The sequence below is a fragment of the Thauera sp. genome, from assembly GCF_035444905.1.
Classification (GTDB): Bacteria; Pseudomonadota; Gammaproteobacteria; order Burkholderiales; family Rhodocyclaceae; genus Thauera.
Window position 1 is genome coordinate 1 of sequence record NZ_DAOMPS010000106.1, and the last position, 6,267, is coordinate 6,267.

General features: G+C 67.6%; 5 protein-coding genes. 1 reads left to right on the plus strand and 4 read right to left on the minus strand.

All coding sequences use genetic code 11. The features are described from left to right. From PLC66_RS21965 to PLC66_RS21975, 3 genes are all read right to left on the minus strand, one after another. Nucleotides 1-760: sulfotransferase family protein (locus tag PLC66_RS21965; protein ID WP_324544319.1), on the minus strand; the 760-nt coding region annotated here is incomplete at its 3' end. Nucleotides 761-872: 112 nt separating this feature from the next. Beyond that, complete coding sequence (locus PLC66_RS21970; RefSeq protein ID WP_324544320.1) at nt 873-1,988, minus strand: glycosyltransferase family 4 protein; 1,116 nt, start codon at nt 1,986-1,988, stop codon at nt 873-875. A gap of 61 nt (nt 1,989-2,049) precedes the next feature. Then, nucleotides 2,050-3,222 carry a glycosyltransferase family 4 protein gene (locus PLC66_RS21975; protein ID WP_324544321.1) on the minus strand — a complete coding sequence of 391 codons (1,173 nt, stop codon included), beginning with the start codon at nt 3,220-3,222 and terminating at the stop codon, nt 2,050-2,052. A 103-nt stretch (nt 3,223-3,325) separates the two neighbouring features. On the opposite strand from PLC66_RS21975, the gene PLC66_RS21980 reads away from it, so the two are divergent. Then, nucleotides 3,326-5,692 carry a hypothetical protein gene (locus tag PLC66_RS21980; RefSeq protein ID WP_324544322.1) on the plus strand — a complete coding sequence of 789 codons (2,367 nt, stop codon included), beginning with the start codon at nt 3,326-3,328 and terminating at the stop codon, nt 5,690-5,692. Nucleotides 5,693-5,799: 107 nt separating this feature from the next. Here PLC66_RS21980 and PLC66_RS21985 read toward each other — a convergent pair whose 3' ends face one another. Further along, nucleotides 5,800-6,027: a DUF433 domain-containing protein gene (locus PLC66_RS21985; RefSeq protein ID WP_324544323.1), complete on the minus strand. Its 228-nt coding sequence runs from the start codon at nt 6,025-6,027 to the stop codon at nt 5,800-5,802. Nucleotides 6,028-6,267: the final 240 nt, after the last annotated feature.

Below are 6,267 nucleotides of genomic sequence, written 5' to 3' on the forward strand. Positions count from 1 at the left end.
TGAAGGCGAGGCCGCAGTCGGCGTAGAGCTTCTGATAGCCGGCGACCGGGTCGCGCACCAGGTCTTCGTAGAACACTTCCACCCACTGGCCGGCGGGCACGCTGGCGCGGGCGTCGAGGATGGCGCGGTTAATGGCCTGGTACTGGAAGGCGGCGACGTCCTCGATGGGGGCGCGCAGGTAGTCGCGCCAGCCCTCGGCGAGAAAGAAGCACCAGCGCGTGTAGCGGCCCCTGTCGATAGCGACGGTCTCGGGGAAGACGCCGCTCCAGGTGGCGTACTTGTCGGGCTTGCCCCAGCCCTCGATGAGCGAGTTGATGTTGTCGCCGGGCTCGCGCTTCACAAAGACGAAGATGGCGTCGGGGAACAGCGCGCGCAGGTAGGGCACGCACAGGCCGTTCTGGTTGTTCTTGTCCACCCAGCGGTGGCGGCCGGTCCAGGTGTAGAAGTAGCGCGCGACGTGGTCGCGGTCCTGGGGGCTCGCGTCGGCGGCGTCGAGGGCGTGGGTATTCCAGTGCTTTTCGTCGAGCGGGTGGAGGTCGACCCAGAAGTCGTGCGTCTCGCGCTGCAGGGTGCCGAGCTCGGGGGATTCGGACAGCGTCTTGTAGACCACCGTGGTGCCGGCGCGCGAGCAGCCGAGGACGATGACGGGGCGGTCGGCGGCGGGACGGCGAAGGTTCCACAAGCAGGCACGCAGTGCGCGCTGGGCGCGGCCAGCGTGGTAGCGGAGAGTCTTGTCGATCTTGATCAGGAGGTCGGACATGGAGGGCGGCTGGGTTGGAGGCGGGAAGGCGGGGTCAGTGGGCGGCTGTGCACGGCTCACGCGAAGGCCGTCAGTCTAGTCGCTCGGGCCGGGAGCCGGGGAGCGGGTGTCGTCATCGGGCCGCGTCGGGTTTGGCATGGCGAACGAGCACCTCCTCGAAGGCCGCGACTGGTTTCGCAGCGAACTGGCGGACGATGCGCTCGCGCGCTGCGGCGCCCATCTGTGCGTGTTGGGCGGGGTTGGCGATGAGGAATTTGACGCGTTCGGCCAGTGTGGCGGGAGATTGCGCATCCACCAGATACCCTGTGCGCCCGTCTTCGATGATCTCGGGCAGGCCGCCGACATGCGTGGCGATGACCGGCTTGCCGCAGGCGCCCGCCTCGATGGCGATGAGCCCGAGCGGCTCCTGCCAGCGCGAGGGGACGACGACGATGTCCGAGCTGGCATAGACGTCTTCCACGCGGTCGATGTAGCCGATGTAGCGGATGCGCGCGTCGCCGCCGATCATGGTGCTCAGATCGTCCTCGCTGTAGGCGCCGGCAAAGGTTCTGGGGTCGCGGCATTCGCCGGCGATGAGGAAGACCAGCGCGGGGTCGTCGATGAGCCGTGCCATGGCGATGAAGTCCTGCACCCCCTTGATGTCGCGAATCTGGCCGACGAAGCTCACCACGAGCTTGTCCCGGGCGATGCCCAGCGCTTCGCGCAGGGGGCGCCCCTGGTCGAATCTGTGCAGGTCGACCGGGTTGTGTACGACGTGTTTGGGCAACTCGGGGGGCAGCGATGCCTGGGCCACGAACTCGGACACGACCACCACGCCGCTGGCCCAGCGGATGACCGGGCTGACCGCTTCGTTGACGACGTGGAAGTGAAGCAGGATGGGGATGCCGAGCAGGCGTGCCGCCAGGGCTTCGGCCGGACGCCAGGGGCGGTTGTTGAAGTGGACGAGCCGGACCTTTTCGCGGCGGAATAACAACACCGTACGCAACAAGGCGCGCAGGAAGGCGAGCCGGTTGCCGGGCTCGGTGGGGCTGCCCCAGATGTGGTAACGCAGGCCGAGGCGCTGCAACTCGGGCACGATCGGACCGTCGCGCGGCAGCAGCAGGATCGGCTCGATGCGGCTGCGGTCGAGCTGGCGCAGATTGGTGTAGAGGACACGGCTGGCGCCCCCCCAGTCGCCTGCGCTGCCGGTGATGAAGCAGATGACCGGTTTTGCTGGCTTGTGGCTCATGGGTTGGGGACGCATGCGGGTGTGCGGGGGTGTGCGGGGGTATGCGGTCTGAGGCGGTGGGTCAACGGGCTGCGAGCGCTTGCCACAGCGAATTCATGGCGCGCAGATGGGCTTCGAGCGAAAACCGCTCTGCCACGGACTGCCGGGCGGCATCGCCCATCGTCATGCGCCGTGTCGAATCATGGGCCAGAAGGCGTACGCCTGCCACCAAGCCTGTCACGTCGCCGACTTCGAACAGCAGGCCGGTTTCGCCATTCGTCACGATCTCGCGTGCCCCGGTCGAGGCGGCAGCGACGACCGGAAGGCCTGCCGACATGGCTTCTACCATCACCATGCCAAAGGATTCCACCGCAGAGGCATGCAGGAAGAGGTCGGCCGCAGAAAGTTCGGTCATGAGCTGGGCATGGGGCACCGAGCCCTCGAGCCGGATGCGCTCGATCATGCCGGTGTTGCGGATACGCGCTTCGAGTGCATCACGCTCGGCGCCCTCGCCAAAGATGCTGAGTTCGCAGTCGATGCCGTTGCTCGCCAGCAGGGCGACGGCATCGACGACATCGAGCATGCGCTTGGCGGGGTCGAGGCGGCCCGCGCTGACCAGGCGCAGGCGGCCCCGGCGCGTCGTGCGATGGCGGTCCGGCGGGCACGCTGGCAGCGGGACGCCGTTCCAGACCCGATGCAGCTTGTCGCTGCGCCCTGTTCGGTCGGCGAAGGCGCGCAGGTCGCCGTCGCTGACGAGGACGATCGCATCGGCCTCGTCCTGCAGGTGATGGAGCCAGTCGGTCGGGGTCTCGTCGATCGCCGTGTGCGCGGTGACGACGCAAGGCTTTTGCAGTAGCCGGGCCAGCGGCAGGCCGACATCAATCGCCCAACTGGCGAAATGTGACTGGACGACGTCGATGTCGCGCAAGTCGGGCCGGGTGAGCAGGTCGCTGAAGAAACTCTTGCGCTGCTCGGCGAGCAGCCGGCCATAGCGCGCCCGGTTGGCGGCGCGCGACACGCTGGGCAGGAAGCGACGCGGGTTGAGGGTGAGCAGCGGATACTTGCGGGCGTCAGCGTAGGTGCAGATGCCATCCGGTAGTTGCAGCTCGCGGGCCAGCGCTCGCCCGGCCGTGTTGCCCTCGTTTGCCGCCAGCACCGCGACCGAATGGCCGAGCTCGAGTGTTCCGTTCACCTGCCACAGGACGAAGGGATGAGTGCCGATCGGGTAGCCGCCGACGAGGTGTAGCAGTTTCATTGCGGGCTGGAGCTTTCGTAGCGATGGGGTGCCGGGGGCGGAGTATGCATCTGGAAAGGACACGACTGTCTGGCGGCCTTCCTTGCCCCTGAGGGCGTGCTTGATGCTCGGCATGATCGCACCTAAGGTGTGCTGCAGGCGATGCCTGATTGGCGTCGGACATCAGATGGTCTTGCTGGAGGGCGCAGTGACGGTGTGGTGCCGAGGCGGGCGGTGGGTGATCGGCTTGCTTGTGGGGCTATCGGTGCCGGCGGCGAACGCAGGCGGCGGCCCTGAGACGACCTTGCTGGTGGTCAATGCGGACTCGCCGGCGTCGCTGCAGGTTGCCAATACCTGGATCCGCCTGCGCGACATTCCCGAGCACCATGTGGTGTGGCTCGAGGGTTTGCCTGCAGGGGACACGATTGCGGTCGAGGCGTTTCGCCGTCAGGTGCTGGCGCCTGTTCGTGAACATTTGGCGGCGACCGGGCTGGCGCATGAGATCGACCTGCTCGCGTACTCGGCGGGCTTTCCGTATGCGGTGGATTTTCGCGCGGACGAGGCTGCGCACGGGCTGAAGAGGGACAAGTTGCGCGGCGAGGGCGGCTCGCTGACCGGGATGAGCTTCTTTGCGCGCAAGGTGGAGGCGGGGCAGGTGGATTATCTGGCGCCGTACGCCAACCACTATGCGCGCCGCCCGGTGGGTATGCCGCCTGGCCAGCTGTCGAGCCGGGCCGGCGGAGAGCACGATGCGGTGGTGACGCCGGTGCCGGACCTGCGGCTGGAGGGGGCACGGGGATTTCGTGCCCGCTATCGCTGGGGGCGCGGACCCGGGCCGGCGGGGATGGACGACTCCGATCGCTACCGTTTGGCGGTGATGCTGGGTTACACCAGCCTGCGCGGCAACAGCGTGCCCGAGATCGAGCGCTATCTGACGCGGGCGGCGGCAAGCGATGGCCTGCAGCCGGCGGGTACGGTGTATCTGATGCAGAACACCGACATCCGCAGCCGTACGCGCCAGCACCTGTTTGCGTCCACAATCGCGGCACTTGAGGCGCGCGGGCGTCGGGCCGAGCTGCTGCCGGGCGGGCAGCGTGGGCAGAATGGGAGAGAGCCGCGCGGCAAGGACGATGTGATCGGATTGGTGGCAGGAACGCGGGATTTTGACTGGGCGAGTTCGATGAGTGTTTTCCTGCCCGGCGCGATCGCCGAGTCGCTGACCAGCTACGGCGGGCATTTTGGCCATTTTCCGCAAACCAAGCTGAGCGAGTTTCTGCGCCACGGCGCGGCGGGGTCGAGCGGGGCGGTGCGCGAACCCTATGCCCTGGTCGAGAAGTTTCCGCTGCCGCAGCTGCATGTGCATTACGCGGACGGTGTGTCGCTGGCCGAGGCCTTCTACCTGAGCGTGTTGTCGCCCTATCAGTTGCTGGTGGTGGGCGACCCGCTGGCGCGGCCGTTTGCGCAGTTTGCGCAGGTGTCGCTGCCGGGACTGGAGGCTGCTGGGCAGCCCGAGGGCGCAGTAGCCGGCGTGCTGCGCTTACAGGCGCGGGTGCGCGAGGCGCCTGGACGGCCGATCGAGCGCCTGGAGTGGTGGGTGAACGGGCTGCCCCTTGGCAACGCGGCGCCGGATGAAGGGCTGTTGCTGGATACGCGGACGCTGGCCGACGGCGCCCATGAGCTGCGAGTGGTGGCGGTGGAGGCGGGCGCGATCGAGACGCGCTCCTATGTGCGACAGGTGCTGTGGGTGGATAACGCCGGCCGCCGCGTTTCGGTGATCGCGCCGCCGGCGTCGGTCGCCTGGGATGACGCGCTGAGGCTTGCCGGCGAGGCGGCTGGTGCGAGCTGGGTGCGGATCGAGCATCTGGGGCGACTGCTGGCCGAGGCGCCGGTGCGGGATGGGCGCTGGCAGGCGTCGGTGCCGGCTGCAAGGCTGGGGCTGGGGGAGGTGAGCTTGCGCGCAGTGGCGGAGTGGTCGGCTGGACCCGAGGCCCGCAGCGCGGCGCTGCCGGTGATGGTGACGCTGCCGCCTTTGCTGCCTGCGTCCGTGAGCGGCACTTCGGCTGCCGGTGAAGCGGCGGTCGTTGCCGAGACGGCCGGCCTGACGCTCCGCGTGGAGCACGTTGGGCAGCCGGCGCAGGAGACGCGCGTGGAGGGGCTGGGGAAGCGCCTGCCACGCGAAATGAACGTGGGTAAGGCGGCGCGCTTGCTGTTTGCCGGCGCCTTCGAGGTCAAGGCCGACGGCTTGTACGAGCTGGACGTGGATACGCGCGGCACGGTGGCCTTGCGCGTCGGTGATCAGGCCTTCGTGCCGCTGCATGTGGCCGCGGGTGCCGGCGGCCACCAGACCACGCGCTTTGCGCTACCCCTGGCCACAGGTTGGCATGCCTTCGAACTGGAGGTCTCCAGCCCGCGCGCAAGCATGGTCAACGCGACGCTGGCGGGGCCGGAGCCGGCGTTCGTGATCGGTGGGGACAGAGCCCGGTCTCGATGAAGTCGGCGAGCTAGCGTGCTGTGCGCTCGTGCTGCATGGTTGGTGTAGTTGGTGGTGTCGTTGGGGTCTGACCCCATTCATTCTTGATTGCGCGTCCAACCAGAAGATCATGCGGCGAGTCGCGCGATGCTCGCGCGCTTGGCGGCGAAATGCAGGCAGGCCAGGATGTCTGCGGCTTCGAGGTCAGGGAAGTCCGCCAGGATCTCGGCGTGGTCAACGCCTTGGGCAAGCATTTCGAGGATGTCCGTCACCCGGATCCGAAGCCCTCGAATACACGCCTGCCCGCCGCACTGACGTGGATTGAAGGTGATGCGCTGGTCGAGATCGGTGTTCATGGTGCTTTGGTCCTTGCCGGGTTGCAGCTTTGGGACCCGTCTCCAGGTCGGCTGGCGCAATGCCTGTAATGTGCCCGAGTACTGCACTCGCGTGGCTCAATGGTAGCCCCGTTTTGTTCCCATGGATGCCACCCGTCTTTGAGTATCGAGGCGCGCTCTCAACTGCGGTCAGCCCCCAATTCCTCCTTAACAGGCTGTTGATTTAGCCAGATCCGAGCACTGGCAAGGCTTTCCCGGACG

Bases quoted from the DNA above. Each gene is read 5' to 3' on its own strand.
- PLC66_RS21970 (WP_324544320.1), bottom strand. From the start codon at position 1,988: ATGAGCCACAAGCCAGCAAAACCGGTCATCTGCTTCATCACCGGCAGC.
- PLC66_RS21975 (WP_324544321.1), bottom strand. From the start codon at position 3,222: ATGAAACTGCTACACCTCGTCGGCGGCTACCCGATCGGCACTCATCCC.
- PLC66_RS21980 (WP_324544322.1), top strand. From the start codon at position 3,326: ATGCTCGGCATGATCGCACCTAAGGTGTGCTGCAGGCGATGCCTGATT.
- PLC66_RS21985 (WP_324544323.1), bottom strand. From the start codon at position 6,027: ATGAACACCGATCTCGACCAGCGCATCACCTTCAATCCACGTCAGTGC.